Here is an 18,050-nt window from a genome sequence, read left to right as displayed (position 1 = left end):
GATGTACTCGGCCGTGAAGTAATACCAGGCCTTGTCCTTCTTGATCGGCCCGCCGAGCGACAGGAACGGCGTGAAGTCGTTGAATTTCAGGTCGCGCAGGCCGAGCTCACCCAGGCCGCCGTGCAGCTTCGGGTCGTCGATCCCGGCTCCGTCCCCGTCGAACGTCTTGCCGCGCCAGTAGAAGCTGAATTTCCCCTCGAACTCGTTCCCGCCCGACTTGGTGACGAGAGTGACGAACCCTCCCTGGCCCCGGCCGTATTCGGCGGTCGCTCCCGCCGTCTTGACTTCGATCTCCTGGATCGAGTCGATGTTGATCTCCTGCCCCCGTTTCCCGGTGAGCGGGTCGTTCGTCGAGACCCCGTCCACGAGAGTGATGACGTCGGTGTCGCGCGAACCGTGGATCGTCGGATTGCCGTCGCCGTCCACGTCCGACACGCCGGGGGCGAGCGTCAGGACGTCCTGATAGTTGCGGCCCAGGATCGGCAGGGCCTCGATGAACTCGGAGTTGAAGACCGTCGAGGTGGTGGTCGTCGCCGTGTTGACGACTTCACCCTGCGCCGTGACCTTCACCGTCTCCTTCATCTCGGAGCCGGGACGCAGGGTGATCGTTGTGGTCATCATCCTGCCGGGGACGACCTCGACGTCCTGCCGGATCGTCGACATCTGGGGGAAGGAGACCTCCAGGACGTAGCCCTTTCCGGGCGCGAGCGGCGCGATGCGGAATTCACCGTTTGCGTCCGTTACGGTCTGCTGGTTCACTCCCAGGGAATCGTTCTTGAGAACGATCCGGGCCGTCGGCAACGGAGCGCCGTCCTTGTCGACGACTTTTCCCTTGAGACCCGATGTGGCCTGGGCGAAGACCGGGATGTTGAAGGCGAGGAGCAGAGAGCCGGCGAGAAGGAGGACTCTTCTTATTAGTACCATCGGCTTGGACCTCCGGGCGGGGCCTGGCGAGGCTCTCCGTCCCCTTGTTTGCACCGGCCCGTGATTAGTCCTTTTTTCGACAAGTGATTCGCGTCAAGTCTATAGAAACGGGCAAGATCCTGTCAAGGGATGGCCGCCTGTCCATCGGCTGTCCCGGCAGGGGATCCGGCGGCCCCCCGGGGTGCGGTGTAATACTACTGTCAACCCTCTCGCTGTCAAGAAGATGATGGGGGTCCACGTGCGGGCTATATACAGCAGGGGGGGCGGGGGGGTAAACGGGGACGATCAGCGATACTGGATCTTCAGACGCTTGATCTTCTCGTTCAGAGTGGTCGGGTTCAGCCCGAGACGGGCGGCCGCCTTGCGCTGTACGCCATTCACGCTCTTCAGGGTCTCCACGATGATCTCCCTCTCCATCCGTTCCATGGTCTCGTAGAACGACATGTTCCCGTCCCTCTGCATCGGACCGGGAAGGGGCCGCGGCCGGTCACCCTGCAGCGGTTCCGGCAGGAGCTCCGTCCCGATCACCGGCGAGGAGGAGAGGACGACCGCCCTCTCGATCACGTTTTCGAGCTCGCGCACGTTCCCGGGCCACGAGTAGTCGACGAGAATGGCCAGGGTCTCGGGGACCATGGACCGCACGACCTTGCCGTTCTCGGCCGCGTACTTTGCGACGAAGTGGTCGACCAGGAGCGGGATGTCCTCCCGGCGCTCGCGCAGGGGAGGCAGCTTGATGTTGATCACGTTCAGCCTGTAGTACAGGTCCTCCCTGAACTCGCCGCGCTGGACCAGCTCCTGAAGGTCGATGTTCGTGGCCGCGATGATGCGCACGTCGACGTGGACGCTCTGCACCGAGCCCAGCGGCAGGAACTCCTTCTCCTGGATGACGCGCAGAAGCTTGGCCTGGACCTCCGGCTTGATCGTGCTGATCTCGTCGAAGAAGATCGATCCCTCGCTCGCCACTTCGAACAGCCCCTTCTTCGACTGGATGGCGCCGGTGAACGCCCCCTTGACGTGACCGAACAGGTTGCTTTCGAGCAGGTCGGCGGGGATGCTTCCGGAGTTGACCACTACGAACGCCTCCTCCGGACGCCCCGACTTGAGATGGATCGCCTGGGCGACGAGCTCCTTCCCTGTGCCGCTCTCCCCCTGGATCAGCACCGTGGACCGGCTCGGCGCGACCTGCTCGATCAGCCGGTAGAGCTGCTGCATCGCCGAGCTCTTCCCGACCAGCTCTCCGAAACGGGCCTTCCCCTGAAGCGCGCGGCGCAGCGTCCTGTTCTCGGCCAGAACGTGGCGATGCCGCAACCCGGTGCTCAGGGTCCGGAGGACGTCCTCGTTCTTGAACGGCTTGGTCAGGTAATCGTGCGCCCCCATGCGCATCGCCTGCACGGCGGTCTCCACGGAACCATAGGCGGTGATCATGACGACCACGCTGTCCGGATCCCGGCGCTTGATCTCCTTGAGCGTCTCGAAGCCGCCGATGCCCGGAAGCATCAGGTCGAGGATGACGAGGTCGTACTCCTGCCGCTCGAGCGCGGCCAGCCCGGATTCGGCGTCCGGGACGGAGGAAATCGCGTACCCTTCGCGCGACAGGATCTCCTGAAGCACGTCGCGGATGATCGGCTCGTCGTCGATCACGAGCACGCGGACGGCCTCGCCCGCGGTATTGTGCGCCGGCTCCCCTTCGGCCAGGTGGACCCGCGGGCCCTTCACGCCGAGGCCCTCCTTTCATCCACTACCGGCAGGCTGACCACGAAGCGCGATCCCTCCCCCGGGCTGCTCTCAGCCAGGAGCGTCCCGGAGTGCTCCTTGACGATTCCGTAGGACACGGAGAGCCCGAGACCGGTCCCCTGGCCCCGCGGCTTCGTCGTGAAAAACGGATCGTAGATCCGGTCCAGGTGCTCCGGCGGGATGCCGCAGCCGGTGTCGCTCACTTCGATCTGCACCCTCCCCGTGTCGGCGTGCGCCGCCACGGTCACGGTACCGCCTTCGGGCATGGCGTCCACTGCGTTCAGGAGGAGATTCATCAGGACCTGCTGGAGGCGCCCGCGGTTGCCGTTCACGCGGGACAGCGGCCCGTCGACCCGGCGCACCAGCTCGATCCTCCGGCCGCGCAGGTGGGGCTGGAACAGCTCCAGCGTCTCCGACATCATCTCGGCGATATCCAGCGGTTGGTAATCGCCGTCGCGCTGACGCGAGAAGTTCAGCAGACTCGAGGCGATCCCGGCCGCACGGAAGGCCTGCTGCTCGATCTTCTTGAGGACCGAATACTCGGGGTCCTCCGGCGTGCGCTCCTCCAGGAGCATCTGGGTGTAGGACGAGATGCCGGTCAGGGGCGTGTTCACCTCGTGCGCGATGCCGGAGGCCAGAAGACCGATCGAGGCGAGATGCTCGCGTCGTTGCAGATCCTGCTCGCGGAGCACCTGCTCGGTAACGTCGTCGACGGTAATGACCCGCCCGCGCGGCCGCCCGGCCGGATCGCGCAGGGCGGCCTGCGTCAGGTTGACGATCAGCCGCCTGTCGTCGCGCGTGCGCAGAGAGGACCTGTACACCCGAAGCCCGGCGTCCGGCAGATCCTCGCCGCCCGGCGGAAGCGCGTCCCCGGTGGCCAGGGCGAACACTCCGGCCGGCATGACCTGGGACAACCGCTGTCCGAGGATCTGGTCGCGCGCGGCACCGTAAAGATGCTCGAAGGCGCGATTGACATTGAGGACGCGCCCCTCGGAGTCCGTGACCAGGATGCCCACGCGGCTGCTCTCGAGGATGCTCTCGTTGAACTCGCGCAGCGCCTCGACCTCCTGCACCTTCTCGTGCACCGCGCTGTACAGCCGGGCCCCCTCGAAGGCGACCGCCGCGTGGCGGCAGAGCGAAATCAGCAGCTGCAGGTCCTCGGTGGTGAGGGGCTCCCCGCCGCGGGGCGTGCCGACGCCCAGCACGGCCACGATCTCACCTTCCACCGTCATGGGCACCATGTACTCCAGGCCGAGAGAATCGATGAGGAAGGCGCCGGTCGCCGTCTCGACAGCCCCGGAGTGATCCCGCAGGGACAGGTAGTCGGCGCCCTCCAGCATCTTCATGAGCGGGTCGTCGAGGACGAGGGTCTGCTCCGGCGACCCTCCGAAGAGGCGCCGTCCCTCGTGCTCGCGCACGAACACGCGCGCGGACTCGAGGTTGAAGGTCCGCTCGACCCGTCCGATGAACTTGGCCCTCAGCGTCGGCAGGCTCAGCTCCCGGTTGAGCGCCTCGCTGAACTCGTTCAGCGTGCGGCGGTAGTCGTAGCGCTCCCGGTAGAAAAACTGGTCGACCACGCTCTTCAGCCGCCGATGCACGCGCGGGTAGAAGATCGCCATCAGGAACGTGGCCAGGATCAGCGCCAGGTTCAGGCCGCGCGGCGTGATCCCGCCGGTGGCCCGGTCCATCACGACGTAGCACGCGGCGTAGGTCGCCCCCGCGGTGAGCAGGATTCCGATGGCCACAATCCCCCGTTTCAGGAAGATGTCCAGGTCGAGAAGACGATAGCGGACGATCGCGGCGGCGAAGGCGAGCGGAATGACCGCCATCGGCAGGAGAGACAGGTCGCTCCAGCCGCCGATCCGGATGTTCAGCGAGCGCGGAACCAGGTAGAAGACGGCCGCCGGCAGGAAGCCGACCAGACTGCCCCACGCCATCCACTTGAGCTGCCAGCGCGTCTGAAGCCGCGTCGCCGACATGTACGAGAGCACGGCCTTGACGATGCCCGTGATGACGAAGACCGCGATGTACAGCTCCTCGAGACGTTCCTTGAACCGGATGACCGCCAGAGGATCGGCGAATCGATAGACCTGCTTGAACGGGATCAGATAGAGGTTGTAGGCGAGAAGCAGGACCGCCGGCACGTAGAAGACCGCGCGCCCGAATCGCCTCAGGCTCGATCCGCGGTCCTCGTCCGCCAGCGCCCAGGTGATGTGCAGGAACAGGGCCGGGGCCAGGAGCCAGCCGGTCAGATCGCCCCAGTATCCCGACCAGTCCAGGAAGCCCCCCTGCCCCTCGCTCTTGAGGACCAGGACCATGAACATAGCCTGGCACAGGAGCGCGAACGGAATGGCGGCGCGGGCCCGAGTGGCCCGCAGCCAGACCACCACGCCCACGCCGAGGAACGTGAGGCCGACGAGGGTGAGGTAGTAGTAGACAGGCGTCCCTCCGCCCACCCAGTTCGGGCGGACGGTGAACTCGGCCTCCTCATGGTCGCGCTCGACCAGGTAGGAGACCGGCGTACCGCGTGGCACGGCGTACGCCGCGTCCTCGGCGTCGACCGCCGAGGCGATCGACCGATCGTCGATGGCCCGCAGGCGATCGCCAGGTCGCAGGCCCCCCTTCCAGGCCGGTGTCCTGGGGATGACCGTGTCGGCCACGACTCCGCGGGCGGAGTCCACCCACTCGACGCCGGTCTCCGGAGCCATGAGCGTGACCTGGTTGTGGAAGTAGGCGGCGCCCCAGGCGAGAAGAAGCGCCGAGATGCCGACCGCCAGCGTCTTGCGCATCAGAAGGAAATGTCCACGCCGCCGGTCACGCGCGTCGTGGCGCCCGATCCGGGCCAGGGCGCGACACCGTCGACCGAGTCGAGCAGCAGCCCCTCGTAGGCCATCAGGACCCGGAAGCGCGAGGCGGCGAACGAGGAGAAGGGAAGGTCCTGGAGGACCGCCAGGTCGAGCCGCCGGTAACGGAGTGAGGACGGCCCGCCGGTCTCGTGCGCTTCCGCCTCGCCCAGAACGCTGCGGTAGTCGATCCGCACCTCGGTCTCGGTCGGTTTGATGGTCGCGCGCAGGCCTGTCATGTAGTAGTGCGCCTGGCCTTCAGCCGGGTCCACGACCGGGCCGTCCCCCAGAACGGGGCTCAGCCGGCCCTGCACGCGTCCCATGCTCCCGAGAAGAACGCCGCGGACCAGTCCGAAACCGCGCTCCAGCTCGATCTCCATCTCGTGCCGGCCCGCCGTCGCGTCGGACAGGACCAGCACTCCCCCGCCCGGGAATCCCGCCGATGACAGCGCGGAGTCCTGCTCGTCGAGGCGCTCCTGGAACGGCCGGTACGACAGCGTGGCCGCGAACTGCAGCCGGTCTTCCGGCCGGCTCGCGACACCGATCTCGTAGCCCAGACGACCCGCATCGGAACGGACGGCGCCCCGCTCATCCGCGGCGGAGACGGAGAGCGACGGACGATTCTCCTCGACGCGGTACATCACGGCCGATCGCACCACCAGATCACCCGCCTCCGGAAGCGTCGTCGTCAGCCCCACGCGCGGCACCACGTAGGCATCCCCCGAGGACAGATCGTTGTGGTAGCGCAGCCCGTAGTTCACGGTGTTGCGGTCGGTGAGCCGCCAGTCGTCTCCTCCGAAGAGAGTCATGGCCCGCCCCAGAGTACCCGCCTCGAGGGGGAGCGCGCTCGAGTCCCCTCCGGACAAGAGAGCGCCTCCGTCCCCCAGGTCGTAACGGAAGGAGTGCACGCGCATCCCCAGATCGATCGCGTGGTCCACCGACCGCAACGCCAGGCCGGCCGCGGCCGAGATGGACCGATCCACGAGACGGGCCCCGTCCGAAGCACCGGCCACGATGGTCGCCACGGATGTCGGGCCGCCGTCCGGCTGGCGGAAGGCGGCCTCCCGGCACGAGCCCACGACGAACAGCAGCGCGCCGTCTCCCAGATTCCGATCCCAGCGCGCCCGCACGGCGGAGTTCCTCTGCGCCTGGTTCACATCATCGGCGGCGTCGACCGACTCGAACACGTACCGGCGGGTGGAGTAGCGGACCAGGGTCTTCAGATCATCGTCCGGCCCGAGGCGGTAATCGAACCCGACTCCCAGGCCCGTCGTCGCCCCGCCGCGGCGCGCCTCGTCGCCGCCGGACAGTCCCGCCGTCGTCCTGACGGAATGGCCGTCGAAGCGCCACGAACCCTGCTCGCCCGCCGGACCTCGCAGAGCCAGCCGGGTGGCGCGTCCGGAGGCGTCCCCGGGGCCCGCGGTCTCTCCGCCCAGAAGGTCCGAGCCGCTGAAGTCCTGACTCAGTTCGCCGTTGATGGTCGGCATCCGCCACCTGAGCGCGGCCGGAGCGTGGCCGCCTCTGCGTGAAGAGACGAGCGCCACGGAGCCCGTCCCCCCCTCGAGACCGGCCTCGACGTCGCGCAACTCGTCTCCGTCGGAGCGATGCAGGATCCAGTCCAGGCCGCCGTCGCGTGCCGCGGCGTCGCCCGGCGCCTCCAGGGGAGACGCGGCCGCCGGCCTCATGCGCACATCGAGGAGGTTGCGCGTCGCCATGTTGACCTCCGCGAGCGCGACGTCGTACCCGACCTTGAAGACCGCGATGCGATACCGCCCCGCCGGCACCTGGGCGCTGAACGATCCATCCGCGCCGCTCCTGAGCACCCGGTCGGCGGTGTCGACGCCCGCGGCCGTCGCGCGCAACTGCGCGCTCTCCTCGGCCGCCCGCCGAGCGCGACCGAGCTGCGTGACGAAGATCGTGGCACCCGCGAGCCCGGCCCCGCGTCCATCGACCACCTGGCCGGCGAGCGCCCGGTCCTGGGCCAGCGCGGACGGCACGGCGGCACCAAAGGAGATCAGGAGGGCGGCGAGCGCGTGGCACGCGTTCCCGGAACGTAGCGTCATGGGCTCTCCCGGCGCGATGCGTGCGAAAGGCCCATCATTCTGACCGAACCGACGTTAACAAGTCAAAGGAAAATGCCCGACGACAGTGCGGATGACTGCCCTGCGCCCAGAGGGGAATTGAGCGTCGTGATGACTTGGAAGACCAAGATCCCTTGAGAACTCCTGCCTGTCGAGGTAACCCTCGTGGAATCAGATTGATCGGACATGAATGATGAGGAGCATCCGCACGGTTGTAGGGCATTTTCATACAATATCCGCAGCCTCTCATTCGTCTACAGCCGTAAATGAAGAACGCGGCGAGCCTGGAGCGGATGACACTCGAACAGGACCGGCGGATCTCCGAGGTGGTCAGGCGGGAGCAGTCCCGGCTGCGTGACTTCATTCGCCGGCGCGTGCCCGACCCGCGCGACGCCGAGGACATCCTGCAGGACGTCTTCTACGAGCTGGTGGAAGCGAACCGCCTGCTGATGCCGATCGGGCACGTCACCGGCTGGCTGTTCCGCGTGGCGCGCAATCGCATCACCGATCTCTTCCGCAAGAAGACGCCGGAGAGCGCCGGCGATGGCGTGGTCGGGGACGAGGACGACGAACGGCTCCCGTGGGCCGACCTGCTGCCTTCGCCCGATGCCGGACCGGAGGCGCTCTACGCCCGCAACGTGCTTCTCGATGAGCTCGAGATGGCGGTCGATGAGCTGCCGGAGGAGCAGCGCCAGGTGTTTGTTGCGCACGAGCTGGAGGGGCGCAGCTTCAGGGAGATGGCGGCCGAGACCGGCGTGAGCGTGAACACGCTGCTCTCACGCAAACGGTATGCGGTGCTGCATCTGCGCGAGCGATTGCGAAGCATTTACGACGAACTCACCAAAGCATGAGGAGCCGGACATGAGAAGGAAATGGATTTTCATCGCTCCACTGGCGATTCTGGGGATGCTGCTCTTTACCTTCATCGGCGGCGAAGTCGTGCTGCACCTGTGGAACTGGCTGCTGCCGCCGCTCTTCGCCTGGCGCTCGATCACCTTCTGGCAGGCGATCGGACTCCTGGCGCTGTGCCGGATCCTCTTCGGCGGATTCGGATGCCGCGGTTTCGGTCGTTCCCATTTCCGCCATCGCATGGCCGAGCGCTGGGAGCGCATGACGCCCGAGGAGAGGGAACGGTTCCGGCAGGGCATGCTGGGACGTTGCGGCTTCGGCCCATCCCCCGGCGAGAGCAAGGGGCAATCCTGAGGCTCCGCCTCGCCCGGGACTCAGAACGTGCCGACGAGGGCGAGACGGTAGCGCACGCGCTCCCAGCCTTCGCCCGCCCCCGACGAGCGGATGTCGATGTCGATCTCCCGTTTCTCGCCGGGGAGGATGACGAGGGTGTCTGCGTGCTCGATGGGATGGGTGACGGCAGGACCGTCGGCGCCGACGGTCGCCATCTCGCCGAGCACCCGGAGGGCGACCTGCGCGCGCCCGCCCGACAGCAGGAGCGGTGTGAGCGCAACCTCAAGCTTCTCACGCCGGTAGCGTTTTGCGCCGGTGGCGTCGGGCTCGAGGGGAACGTTGAAGGAGAAGAGTACGCTGGCCTCCCGGCCGACCATGGCGCGCAGCAGATCGCTTTTCATCGGTCGCGGATCCTTCTCGCCGTCGGCCCGCGCCACGGCGAGCGTGAAATCGACGAACTGAAGATCGGACTCGGACACGGCGCCGCTGGCCGCAGGCGGCGCGTCGCAGCGCACTTTCAGAACGAGGCGGCCCTGCGTCGCCGTTGAGGCGTAGGCCTCGACCAGGCGCTCCTGCTCGGGTTTCAGGACGAAGGTGGCGTGCGTGCGGTCGGGCTGCCGCGGTTTTCCCCCGGTCCTGGCGCCGGCCACGACGCCGCGGGTCTCGGTCCCGATATCCAGGGAACAGCCCCCTCCAGGCCTGACGATCGCGCCGAGGTGCACGGTCATCTCGACCATCTCGCGCGCCTCCGAGGCTTCGCCGCGGCTGATCAAGGTCGCCGATTTCCTGAGAACGCCGCTGCCGCCCGACAGGAGATCCGCCACGTCGGTGCCGAGCGACCAGGTGCCGCGGCGATCGACGACGAGCGTCTCGACGGTGACGCGCACGGCGGCGGTGGACGCGTCCCGGGCACCGGGAGTCTGCGCGGGAGGCGGGGCGGCGTGCAGCACGAGCGGTACTGCGAGCATCACGACGAATCGCCGGAGGCGGCTCATCGGCTGAGGCTACCACAATGACTCGGGTATAATCCTTCTCGAGGCTTCAGCGCTTCATGGCCATCGGCAAGGACGAAGTCCGTCACATCGCGAAGCTGGCGCACCTCGAGTTCTCCGAGGACGAGCTCGGTCGTTTCACCCAGCAGTTCAATTCCATCGTGGAGTACGTCGCCCGTCTGAACGCGCTCGACACGGCCGACATCCAGCCGACGTCGCACGTCGATGTGGGCTCGCACGCCCTGCGCGACGACACGCTGCGCCCGTCGATGTCGCGCGAGGAGGCGCTCGCCAACGCCCCGGAGTCGGAGCACGGCCTCTTCAAGGTCCCCAGGGTGATCGGATGAGTGTCGCGCACGGGCGCACCATCGGGGAGATCCGCTCGCTCGTCGCTTCCGGACAGGTGAGCGCGGCCGAGATCTGCGGCGCCCGCCTGCGGCGCGCCCGTGAGGTCGAGCCCCGCGTGAAGGCGTTCCGCACTCTCCTGGAGGACGACGCCCTGCGCCAGGCCGAGGCCGTCGATCGCGATCGGAAGGAGGGTCGTCCGCTCGGTCCCCTGGCCGGCGTTCCGATCGCCGTCAAGGACGTGCTGTGCACGCGCGGAATTCCGACGACCTGCGGCTCCCGCATCCTGAAAAATTTCGTGCCCTCCTATGACGCCACCTGCGTGGAGCGGTTGCGCCGGGCCGGCGCCGTGATCGTCGGCAAGACGAACATGGACGAGTTCGCGATGGGCTCCTCCACGGAGAATTCGGCCTACGAGAAGACCTGCAACCCCTGGGCGCTGGACCGGGTCCCCGGAGGATCGAGCGGCGGATCGGCCGCGGCGGTCGCGGCCGGGGAGGTGCCGGCGGCGCTCGGGTCCGACACCGGCGGCTCGATCCGCCAGCCCGCGGCGTTCTGCGGTGTCGCGGGGATGAAGCCGACCTACGGCCGCGTGTCGCGCTACGGGCTCGTGGCCTTCGCGTCATCGCTCGACCAGGTCGGGCCGTTCGGCGTCACGGTGGAGGACGTGGCGCGCGTCCTCCAGGTGATCGCGGGCCACGACCCCTGCGACTCGACGTCCGCCCCGCAGCCGGTGCCGGATTATCTGAAAGCGCTCGGCAAGGACGCCGCGGGGCTGCGCATCGGCGTGCCTGCGGAGTATTTCAGGGAGGGGCTCGCGCCCGAGGTCGAGACCGCCGTGCAGTCGTCGCTGACGATCGCCGAGCGCCTGGGCGCCCGGCTCGAGCCGATCTCGCTGCCGCACACGGAGTATGCGATCCCGACGTATTACATCATCGCCACCGCCGAGGCGAGCAGCAACCTGGCGCGCTACGACGGAGTGCGCTACGGCCATCGCGCCGCCGGCGCTTCTCAGATGGAGACGCTCTACGTGCGCACGCGCACCGAGGGGTTCGGTCCGGAGGTGAAGCGGCGCATCATGCTCGGCACCTACGTCCTGTCCTCCGGATACTATGACGCCTATTACCTGAAGGGACAGAAGGTGCGGACGCTCATCCGCCGCGACTTCGATCTCGCGTTCGAGAAGGTGGATGTCATCGTCACTCCGACGACCCCGACACCCGCCTTCCGGTTCGGCGACAAGGTCGACGACCCGCTGTCGATGTACCTCTCGGACATCTTCACCGTCACCATCAACCTGGCGGGCCTCCCGGGGATCTCGATTCCCTGCGGCCTGACGCGCGAACGGTTGCCGGTCGGGCTTCAAGTCATCGGCCGTCCCTTCGACGAGGAGACCGTCCTCCGACTCGCGGCGGCGCTCGAGGGGGCCTTGAAGTTCCGCGACCACCGCCCGCCCCTCGACGGGACGTCGTGAGACCGTCCGTCACCGGACGCGAAGGCGCGCCCGGGCTTCCGTTCTTCGTCCGCCTCGTCCTCTGTCTGGCCTGCTCCGTCGGCGCGGGCGCCGCGCCGTCCGCCTCGGGACGGAGCGCCCCGGTCCCCCAGCCCGCCCGCCGGCTGGACGCGCCCGTTGCGCGTCACACGGCCTCCGATCGCCTGGCCGCGGACGAGCGTCCCGAGCTGCGGGGCGGCAGCGACCTCGTGCTCACGGTCGAGGTCCGCGCCGGCGACACGTACACCTCCATCGGCCAGAGATATCTCGCCGATCTGCGCGAGCTCCAGGCGGTGCGGACCCGCAGCGGGGATCGGCTGCCGCCCGAAGGGGAGCTCGTCGCCATCCCCTACGCGTCTCTCAACGATCGATACAAGGTGCGGGTGATCCGCGTCCTGTTTCCCGAGGACGGACCGCGCGAGGGAAACTGGATCCACCGGGCCGGCTGCGGTCTTCTGAAGCCTTCGCAGGAAACCCTGTGGAACGTGGCGCTCTGGCTGACCGGACGCGGTGAGAATTTCCGCGCGCTCGCCGACCGCAACGATCTCCCCGGTCTCCTCCCCGCGAAGGACCAGGAGATCCTCGTTCCGGGCGAGCTGCTCCTGCCGCCCTTCGCGGCCGCGGCGGGGCTCCAGACCGCCGCCGCGGGGACGACGACGCCGGGGGACAGTCAAGGGGACGTGGAGAGCGACGATTTCACCGAGGTGCCCCCGGAGCCCGAGTCGACGCCGGCGCACGCGCCGCCGCCCGCGCCCCCGGATAGGGCCACCGACGCGAGCGGCCAGCTCGTCTACGGCAAGGATGCGGGCGGTCCCTTCGGGAGGTACCGCCTGAAGCGCGGCGAGGCTCTCTATTCTGTCGTCATGCGCTTCACGGGACGGGTGGACAGCCAGGAGGTGAACGATCTCGCTCTCGCGATCGCCTCCCGGTCCGGCATCAAGGACGTGACGGACATCCCGACGGGGTACGGCGTGAAGATCTCCCTCGACGACCTCCTGCCCGAGTACCTTCCAGCGACCGACCCGCGCCGCGAGGCCTGGCAGAGGAGCCAGGCCGAGGTGGGGCGCTACACGAATCCGTCCCAGAGCCGCAACCTGGAGGGTGTGACCGTGATCCTGGACGCCGGGCACGGCGGGCGCGATCGCGGCGCCGCGCACAACGGTGTCGCCGAGCACGAGTATGTCTACGACATTCTCTGCAGGATCAAGGCGCTCCTGGAGCGGGACACCGGGGCGCGGGTCCTCGCGACGATCAGGGACCGCAGGGAGGGGTACCGTGTCCGCGACTCGACGCATCTCGTCAGGAACCAGGCGGAGGTGCTCCTGACCGACCCGCCTTTCCCGCTCCTGGAGCCGTACGTCAGCGTCAACCTGCGCTGGTACCTGACCAACTCGTATTTCCGCCGTCTGGTCGCCGAGGGGAGCGACCCGCTCAAGATCGTCTTCACCAGCCTGCACGCCGACGCCCGCCATCCGGGACTGGGCGGCGCCATGATCTACGTGCCCGGCGAGGAATACCGCCGCAGCCGCTACGGTTATTCGGGGTCCGTGTACGCGCGCACCCGCGAGGTGCGGGAGAAGCCCTACGTCTCGTTCACACGATCCGAAAGGGAGCGATCCGAGGGGCTGTCGCGTCAGTTCGCGCGGGCGCTCGTGACGTCGTTCCGCGACCACGAGGTCGCCGTCCATCCTTACGATCCGGTCCGCGAGCGGATCATCCGCAAGCGCCGTTCGTGGGTGCCCGCGGTGCTGCGCTGCAGCGAGGTCCCGGTCGAGGTCCTGATCGAGGTCAGCAACCTCAGCAACGTTGCCGACAGCCGTCTGATCGCCGATCCGATCTACAGACAGAGGGTCGCCGAGGCCTACGTGGACGCCCTGCGCAGGTACTATGGCCAGCCGGTCCCGAGAGGAGCCCCCTCCCGGGCCACCTCCTCGCGGGGCCAATGACGATCGCTACCGATCCGGGATCCCGTTGCGCCGGGCGTAGTCCTGCGCGTCGCGGATGCGGTGGGCGAGACTCGGGTGGCTGTAGAGGAGTGTCTCGACGACGGGGTGGACGTGGTACTCGTCCAGGTCGAGCCGGCCGAACTTGAGAAACACCGAGGCGGCGGCCGCAGGGTCGCGCGTCACCTCCAGCCCGAACAGATCGGCCTGACGCTCCTGCGCCCGGCTGAAGGTGGCGATGGCGGGGCCGGCGAAGAAGAGAAGCATCGACAGGACCAGGCAGAGCAAGGGCAGCGAGGACGGCTCGGACAGGTCCGGGATGCCGAGCGCCGGCCGGCGCTCGATGACGCGGCGTGACACCCGGTCCACCAGAAAGAACCCCGCCACGATCCACGGGACCAGGAAGGCCACGGTCTTCCAGACGTGGTTCAGCACGTAGTGCCCCATCTCGTGCCCCATCACGGCCTTGATCTCCCGCGGAGCGAACCGCGTCAGGAGCGTGTCGTACAGGACGATCCGCTGCGTCCCGAGGATCCCGGCGACGTAGGCGTTGGTGTGGCCGGACTGGCGGCTGGCGTCGACCTGGTAGACCTCGTGGGCGGGGATCCCCTCCCGGCGGGCCATCTCCAGGATGTCGGCGCGCAACGACTCGTCCTGGAGCGGCTCGAACCTGTTGAACAGCGGCGCTATGAACACCGGCGCGATGGCGATCATCAGGACCGCGAACAGGACCGTCAGGATCGATCCCGCCACCCACCAGCGCCTCCCCAGGCGGCGGATTGCGGCGTAGAGGATCGTCAGGAAGATCGCCTGCAGGACGACGGCGACGAGGAGCCCCTTGCCGCGATCGAGAAGCCAGGCCGGCAACGTCTGGTTCGCGAAGCCGTACTTCTTCTCGCGCACGTACGAGGCGTAGGCATTCAACGGGAAGCCGCCCATGAACATGACGAGCCCGAACAGAACGGCGTAGATCCCGGCCTTGATGTTGGGTGAGCGGCTCCATCTCCCCGCCCATTGCAGAAGCGTGCTCCCGAAGCCGGAGAACACGATGAGCGCCAGGAAACCTGTGTTCCAGAGGGACTCGGCCAGGACCAGCGCGTAGTTTCCGTGCGAGTACGACTCCATCTTCGGTTCGTCGGGGGGGACCTCGCCGAGCGGGTGGTCGATCAGGGCCGGCGATCCGCCCGCTTCGACCGCTGCGCCCGTCCTTTCCTGGCCGTCCTGCGCCGGCAGGGGCCCGGGGGCCGGGATCAGGAGCAGGAGGAGCACGAGACCCCCGGTCCGTCCCACCGTCATCGGGACGGTCCGGCAGGCGGCGGGCCGGACGAATCGGCCAGCATGCGGTCCCGGATGAGAGCGATCGGGATCGATCCGTACGACAGGAGCTCGTCGTGGAAGCGCTTCAGGTCGAACGCACCGCCGCGTCTTCGTCTGATCGTCTCGCGCAGGTCGAGAATCGCCTGCCTCCCGACCGCGTAGGACATCGGCTGGGTGGGCATCCGGGTGTAACGCAGGACCTCGGCCCGCGCGTTCTGCGGATCGAGGCGCGCCACCTCGGTCAGCACCGCGGCCGCCTGGTCCACGCTCATGCCCCCGGTGTGGAGGCCGACGTCGATGACGACGCGGCTGGCGCGCCAGAGGACGTCCTTGAGCTGCAGCACCCGACAGCGGACATCCTCGTAGTACGACTGTTCCGCCATGAGCTCCTCGCAGTAGAACGCCCAGCCCTCGACCAGGACGGGCGTCGCGCAGGACCGGCGCACCTTCGAGGTGAGACCGCAGGCGACCGATAATTGCAGGTGGTGACCCGGGTAGGCCTCGTGCGCGACGGTCGCCGGGATGGCCGGGCGCATGTGGTCCTCCAGCATGCGCGCGCGCGCCTCCGGCGGGGAGCCGTCGTCCGGCGGCGTCACCCACAGGACGCCCTCACGCCCCGCTTCGAACGGCGCCGGCGCCACGTAGGCCGCGAAGGGGGTCACGCTCCTCTGGAAGGATGGCGTCTCCACGACACGCAGGGTCTCTCCATCCGGCAGGGTCGCCAGACCGCGCGCCAGGATGAAATCCCGCGCGCGCCCCACTTCGCGCCGGTACTCCTCGACCAGATGCTCCCGGCTCGGGTGGTCGGCCTTCCACTCCCCGACCAGGTCCTGCCACGGACGACGCGTGTCGACCGCCCGCGCCGCCTCCGCGAGACGCGTCTCGGTGTCGGCCGCGAGGCGCCGGCCGAACTCGACCAGGGCGGCCGTGTCGGGCGCGATTCCGTGCTGCGCGCGCAGCAGCAGCTCGAACAGGCCCCGGCCCGACGCGAAGTCTCCCCGCGCCACGCTCAAAAGGCGTCCGCGCAGGAACTCCGAGAACTCGTCCAGGGCCCCGGACGCCTCGACGCAGGCCTTGTCGAGCTCCGTCGCGGCGGCCCCGGCGCGCGCCGCCAGATCGCGGCTGAGATGAGCGAGGAACGCCAGGCCGCCCTGGGCCTGCTGCAGGGCCGCGCCGACCCACTCCCGCGGGATGACGGCGGGATCGGAGAGATTCTCCCTCGCCTGGCGGAGGAGGCGCGGCACCTCCAGAAGACGCCTCGAGGCGGCGCGCGCCCTGTCCGGGACCGGGGCGAACTCGCGCTCCGCCAGGTAATAGACGCCGTACAGGATCTCATCGAGGTAGAACGCCGGGTCGCGGTGCGCCGGCCGGGCTTCCTCGAGCTGGCGCTCTTCGACTTCCAGGGAGCCGGAGAGGATCGTCAGGTCGAGCGCCTCGTCGGGATCCAGACTGTCCGGCGCATCGCGAAGCCGCTCCAGGTCGCGACGGTAGGCCGCCGTGGCCCGGAGGCGATCGTGGAGCGCCTCGGGGCTGCAGTCGATCAGACGGTCGTCGTGGTCGTGGATCCCGACGGCTGTGGCGTACGACGGGCTCACGCGCCAGCCGAAGCGGAGGATCTCGTCGATCAGGGTCGCGATCTGTCGTTTCACGGTGGGCTCGCGTCCGTGGTGCGTCAGGGCCGCGGGATTATACCCCTCTCCGGGTGACGGGACGCGCAGCCCCGGCGGCGTGTTGACGGCGTCGAAAACGCTGTGGAATAATGCACATTCCTGGGACGCCGGCCTGACGCGGCGTCGCGGGGCTCGAACGTCGCGGCGCCGTTTCCCATCTCCGCGGCCCTCTTCGCTCAGGATCCAGGCGGGAATGAAGGTCCTCGTCGTCGGAAATGGCGCCCGCGAGCACGCCCTCTGCTGGAAACTCCGCGGCAGCCCTTCGGTCAAGGAGCTGTATTGCGCTCCCGGCAACGTCGGCATGGCGAAGCTCGCCGACCGTGTCCCGATCGATCCGTCGTCCATCGTCGAGCTGGCGGACTTCGCGGAAAAGATCCGCATCGACCTGACCCTGGTGGGCCCGGAACTGCCGCTCGCCCTGGGCATCGTCGACGAGTTCCAGAAGCGCGACCTGGCGATCTTCGGCGCCACCCAGGCGGCCGCGGAGATCGAATCGAGCAAGGTGTTCGCCAAGGAGTTCATGAAGACGCACAAGATCCCCACCGGCCGCTTCGACGTCTCCGTCTCGGCCGGCGAGACCCGCGCCCTCCTGAAGAAGCGGAAGAACGGCTATCCGGTCGTCCTGAAGGCGGACGGGCTGGCCGGAGGCAAGGGCGTGATCCTGGCGCGGGACAAAAAGGAGGCGGAGCAGGCGATCGAGATCCTGCAGGTCGAGCGCCGGTTCGGCGTCGCCGGCGATCGCATCGTGGTCGAGGAGTTCCTGGAGGGGCACGAGGCCTCCTTCTTCGCCCTGTCGGACGGGCAGCGCGTCCTGCCGCTGGTCACCTGCCAGGACTACAAGCGCCTCCTCGAGGGGGATGCCGGCCCGAACACGGGCGGCATGGGTGGGTATTCGCCGTCCGTGCACATCGACGCGGACACCTTCAAGCAGGTCATGGATGACGTCCTGGTGCCGACCGTGGCCGGGCTTGCCGAGGCGGGACGACCGTACTGCGGGATCCTCTATGTCGGGCTGATGCTGACGAAGTCCGGGCCGCGCGTCCTGGAGTACAACGCCCGGTTCGGAGATCCCGAAGCCGAGCTCATCGCGGTGCGCATGAAGAGCGACATCGTGCCGATCCTGCAGGCGACCCTGGCCGGCCGCCTCGAGGAGGTCACGATCGAGTGGCTGAAGGCGCGATCGGTGTGCGCGGTCATGGCGGCGCGCGGCTATCCCGAGAAGCCCGAGAGCGGCCGTCCGATCACCGGGGTCGACTCGGCCGCGGCCCTGGACGGGGTGGAGGTGTTCCACGCCGGCACCGCCGTGAAGGACGGCAAGTTCGTGACCGCCGGCGGACGGGTGCTCACCGTCACCGCAGTCGGCGCCACGTTCGCGCAGGCCCGCGACCGCTGCTACGCCGCCGCCTCGGCCATCCAGTTCGACGGCAAGCAGCTGCGCGCCGACATCGCGCAGGACGCTCTCGAGGGGCAGTCGGGCTGACGGTTCCGGCCTGCTGTACGTGCTCCGCATCCCCACCCCCGAGACGT

13 protein-coding genes are annotated in these 18,050 nt (G+C 68.4%); 6 read left to right on the top strand and 7 right to left on the bottom strand.

Annotated features, from left to right (window positions below):
* The 4 genes from VEW47_08740 to VEW47_08725 form a co-directional block, all read right to left on the bottom strand.
* On the bottom strand, window positions 1–924 hold a 924-nt coding region (locus VEW47_08740), incomplete at its 3' end, for a carboxypeptidase regulatory-like domain-containing protein (protein ID HYS05266.1).
* A 285-nt stretch (window positions 925–1,209) separates the two neighbouring features.
* Window positions 1,210–2,640 (bottom strand): sigma-54 dependent transcriptional regulator, encoded by a 1,431-nt coding sequence (locus VEW47_08735; protein HYS05265.1) that lies wholly within the window; start codon window positions 2,638–2,640, stop codon window positions 1,210–1,212.
* A complete protein-coding gene (locus VEW47_08730) occupies window positions 2,637–5,447 on the bottom strand; it encodes an ATP-binding protein (GenBank protein ID HYS05264.1) in 2,811 nt (936 codons plus the stop codon). The genes VEW47_08735 and VEW47_08730 overlap by 4 nt, the downstream gene beginning before the upstream one ends.
* Entirely contained in the window at window positions 5,447–7,564 is a 2,118-nt protein-coding gene (locus VEW47_08725; protein HYS05263.1) for a carboxypeptidase-like regulatory domain-containing protein, read from the bottom strand. Before VEW47_08725 ends, VEW47_08730 begins: the two co-directional genes overlap by 1 nt.
* A 284-nt stretch (window positions 7,565–7,848) precedes the next feature.
* Here VEW47_08725 and VEW47_08720 point away from each other — a divergent pair, with 284 nt between their 5' ends.
* Complete coding sequence (locus VEW47_08720) at window positions 7,849–8,433, top strand: sigma-70 family RNA polymerase sigma factor (GenBank protein HYS05262.1); 585 nt, start codon at window positions 7,849–7,851, stop codon at window positions 8,431–8,433.
* A 10-nt stretch (window positions 8,434–8,443) separates the two neighbouring features.
* Entirely contained in the window at window positions 8,444–8,785 is a 342-nt protein-coding gene (locus VEW47_08715) for a hypothetical protein (protein HYS05261.1), read from the top strand.
* 20 nt (window positions 8,786–8,805) lie between these two features.
* Here VEW47_08715 and VEW47_08710 read toward each other — a convergent pair whose 3' ends face one another.
* Complete coding sequence (locus tag VEW47_08710) at window positions 8,806–9,759, bottom strand: hypothetical protein (GenBank protein ID HYS05260.1); 954 nt, start codon at window positions 9,757–9,759, stop codon at window positions 8,806–8,808.
* A 56-nt stretch (window positions 9,760–9,815) separates the two neighbouring features.
* Here VEW47_08710 and gatC point away from each other — a divergent pair, with 56 nt between their 5' ends.
* From gatC to VEW47_08695, 3 genes are read left to right on the top strand one after another with little or no spacing between them, the layout of a single operon-like run.
* Window positions 9,816–10,103 carry an Asp-tRNA(Asn)/Glu-tRNA(Gln) amidotransferase subunit GatC gene (gene gatC, locus VEW47_08705; protein HYS05259.1) on the top strand — a complete coding sequence of 96 codons (288 nt, stop codon included), beginning with the start codon at window positions 9,816–9,818 and terminating at the stop codon, window positions 10,101–10,103.
* Entirely contained in the window at window positions 10,100–11,575 is a 1,476-nt protein-coding gene (gatA, locus tag VEW47_08700; protein HYS05258.1) for an Asp-tRNA(Asn)/Glu-tRNA(Gln) amidotransferase subunit GatA, read from the top strand. The genes gatC and gatA overlap by 4 nt, the downstream gene beginning before the upstream one ends.
* Window positions 11,572–13,539, top strand: a complete 1,968-nt coding sequence (locus tag VEW47_08695) for an N-acetylmuramoyl-L-alanine amidase (GenBank protein ID HYS05257.1) — start codon at window positions 11,572–11,574, stop codon at window positions 13,537–13,539. Before gatA ends, VEW47_08695 begins: the two co-directional genes overlap by 4 nt.
* A gap of 6 nt (window positions 13,540–13,545) precedes the next feature.
* Here the strand turns inward: VEW47_08695 and VEW47_08690 are convergent, their stop codons facing one another.
* Together VEW47_08690 and VEW47_08685 are read right to left on the bottom strand one after the other, a co-directional pair.
* Complete coding sequence (locus tag VEW47_08690; GenBank protein ID HYS05256.1) at window positions 13,546–14,832, bottom strand: M48 family metallopeptidase; 1,287 nt, start codon at window positions 14,830–14,832, stop codon at window positions 13,546–13,548.
* Window positions 14,829–16,502: a DUF885 domain-containing protein gene (locus tag VEW47_08685; GenBank protein ID HYS05255.1), complete on the bottom strand. Its 1,674-nt coding sequence runs from the start codon at window positions 16,500–16,502 to the stop codon at window positions 14,829–14,831. Before VEW47_08685 ends, VEW47_08690 begins: the two co-directional genes overlap by 4 nt.
* A gap of 214 nt (window positions 16,503–16,716) precedes the next feature.
* On the opposite strand from VEW47_08685, the gene purD reads away from it, so the two are divergent.
* Window positions 16,717–18,003: a phosphoribosylamine--glycine ligase gene (gene purD, locus VEW47_08680; GenBank protein ID HYS05254.1), complete on the top strand. Its 1,287-nt coding sequence runs from the start codon at window positions 16,717–16,719 to the stop codon at window positions 18,001–18,003.
* Window positions 18,004–18,050 lie beyond the last annotated feature (47 nt).

It is taken from the genome of Candidatus Dormiibacterota bacterium, from assembly GCA_035635555.1.
Taxonomy (GTDB): Bacteria; Acidobacteriota; Polarisedimenticolia; order Gp22-AA2; family Gp22-AA2; genus Gp22-AA3.
Note: the sequence above shows the minus strand (reverse complement) of the source record. Positions and strands in the feature narration are given on the sequence as shown.